This window comes from Moorena sp. SIO2C4 (assembly GCF_010672485.1).
GTDB classification, from domain to species: domain Bacteria; phylum Cyanobacteriota; class Cyanobacteriia; order Cyanobacteriales; family Coleofasciculaceae; genus Moorena; species Moorena producens.
Genome location: NZ_JAAHGN010001168.1, coordinates 1 through 2214 on the forward strand (window position 1 = coordinate 1; position 2214 = coordinate 2214).

The 2214-nt window shown below is 46.2% G+C and carries 2 protein-coding genes; one reads left to right on the plus strand and one right to left on the minus strand.

What is annotated here, in order from left to right; genetic code table 11:
- Positions 1-360 precede the first annotated feature (360 nt).
- Complete coding sequence (locus tag F6K20_RS35145) at positions 361-1065, plus strand: tetratricopeptide repeat protein (RefSeq protein ID WP_044494947.1); 705 nt, start codon at positions 361-363, stop codon at positions 1063-1065.
- A 122-nt stretch (positions 1066-1187) separates the two neighbouring features.
- On the opposite strand, the gene F6K20_RS35150 is transcribed toward F6K20_RS35145, so the two are convergent.
- Entirely contained in the window at positions 1188-1580 is a 393-nt protein-coding gene (locus F6K20_RS35150; RefSeq protein WP_008188704.1) for a slr1601 family putative cell division protein, read from the minus strand.
- Positions 1581-2214: the final 634 nt, after the last annotated feature.

Genomic DNA, 2214 nt, shown 5'->3' on the forward strand with positions numbered 1-2214 from the left:
AAAGTAAGAATGTTAAAGATACCAACCATCGCTGACCGAGCATGGCAATGTCTAGTGAAGCTAGCCCTTGAACCAGCCCACGAGGCTACGTTCAGCGGAGATAGCTATGGATTCAGAACGGGCAGGTCCAGTCCCAGCCCCTCTATAAAATCATCCGGACAAAATTAATTCGTCTTTCAGGAAACTGTAATATTACTGCTGTAGTCTTCAAAGAAGAGTCCCAAGTTGTAGGGACAATCTGGATGGTTTTCTTGGGTACACCGAAGACGCATTAATAAGTGACACATTAAGACCAACCAGCTGGGTGCTGTTAGCCGTAAGGTTGAATCTAGATAGGCTGCAAATGAGGTTGAGGCAAATATGAATGCTCCTACTTTTCTAAATCGGCAAAACCAAAATCGACAGTGGTTCCCAATGTCCCGTAAAAACCACAGGCATTTAGCGCCAGTGAGGCTAGTGCCTAGAAAAAGCCACATACACTCTGTGAAAAGCCTGCGCACCTTAGCAAACTCGAAAGTGAAACAAGGGGATTACAACAGTGCGATCGCATTGTTAACCCAGTTGATTAATCTCAATCCCACCAGCGCATCAGACTACAACAATCGGGGATTGCTGTATTTCCAAAGTGGTCAGCCCTACAAAGCCTTATTTGATTACAATCAGGCACTGGGAATTGATCCAACATTGGACAGTGCTTACAACAATCGCGCTAATTATTATGCATCAGTTGGGCAACTGGCTGAAGCCCTCACCGACTACGAGCAAGCTATTGATCTCAATCCGGGAAATATCCGCACCTGGATTAACCAAGGGATCACCTTCCGGGAATTGGGATTGTACGATTTAGCCCTAGAAAACCTTGACATGGCTCTAATGCTGGGATGCCTGGAAGACCATGTCTATGCTCAGAGAGGGCGTACTTACCATCTCAGGGGTGACTGGAACTGTGCCATCAGCGACTATCACAAGGCTCTGAAGTGGCTGCCAAAGTCTGGTTCTTCTGATTCCTTGCGCGAGAAAGTGGAAAATTGGATCAATGATTTGCTTAAGCCACTGAGAGCTTGAAGGGGTTAGTGCTTAGCTCTAACGGTCCCAAACAGCGATTCGACCTAGGAGACGCTACGCGAACGCATCGAGCCACCTCGACCTATTACCTTTAGCTCAGTTTATGCCCACCGGAAGTATAACTAATTTCCATCCCCTAAGTCGGGATCTTGCCAGACGACCTGAACCTGATTTGGATCACGTCGTAAGCTTTGCTCTCGCATTACTTTCTGGGCTTGCCTGGGGTCAAAAGAGCGACTGAATTCACGGCGCAATTTATTCACTCGTGTTTCAGTTCGCTTCACCTCTCGTTTGACTTCTCGCAACTTGGCTTGCTGTGAGAGATGATAAGGTAATAGTTCCATTAGTGCGGTAATCGCAGCGGCACAGAGAACTAGGTTAACAAGTAACTTAGCAGTAGTTTCACCAGCAACTGCCCCGTAAGACTGTCGCTGCGGACGGTGCTTGATTCGAGGAACTCTTCGGCGAGGTTTTGATGGTAGCCGAGTTGAGTGAGGGGGTTGGATTGCGTTCATTTCCGTTTACAATGCCACGCTGGCACACCAGCGCCCTTGGGTTTATTATTGGGTTGATTAGGATAGAGTTTTGAGTATGCACCTTTTATTTAGCCAGATAATTTAGCTAAAGAATAGTCTTTATGGAAGAATCAAACCCCCAAATAGACTAAGAGCTTAGCATAATGTGAGTTCGATCACATAAATTGCCTGGTGTTGACTCCAATCCAAGGGAAAGGATCTTCCACTCAGGATAATAATTCAGAATTATTGCTTATAATATATAAAATATCTATTAACATTCCCAGGTAGACTGGCGTTGGCAGCCATCATTCAAATCCAATTCCCCTCCCGTTATACCCGCGTATGAAGCGCGGGAAAGGGGGCTTATAGAGTGTGGACGCAGGTGACCCACACAGCCCGGAGACGAAACCTTAAAATAAGGTTTGAAGTTACCGTAAGATCAGGTCGCCTTTTTGGGTTGTAGGTTATGCAGAAAAGGTTTAAAACTGTTGTTATAAAGGCGACCTGATCTAAGGTTTCGTCTCTTGCCTTAATCATGGAGGCGCGCTTGACCCGTAATTAAATTCGCGCGATTGTCGCGCCTCAAAGTTTTAAGCCTTTTCAGCCAAGCCTCCCAACCATAAAGGCTGCA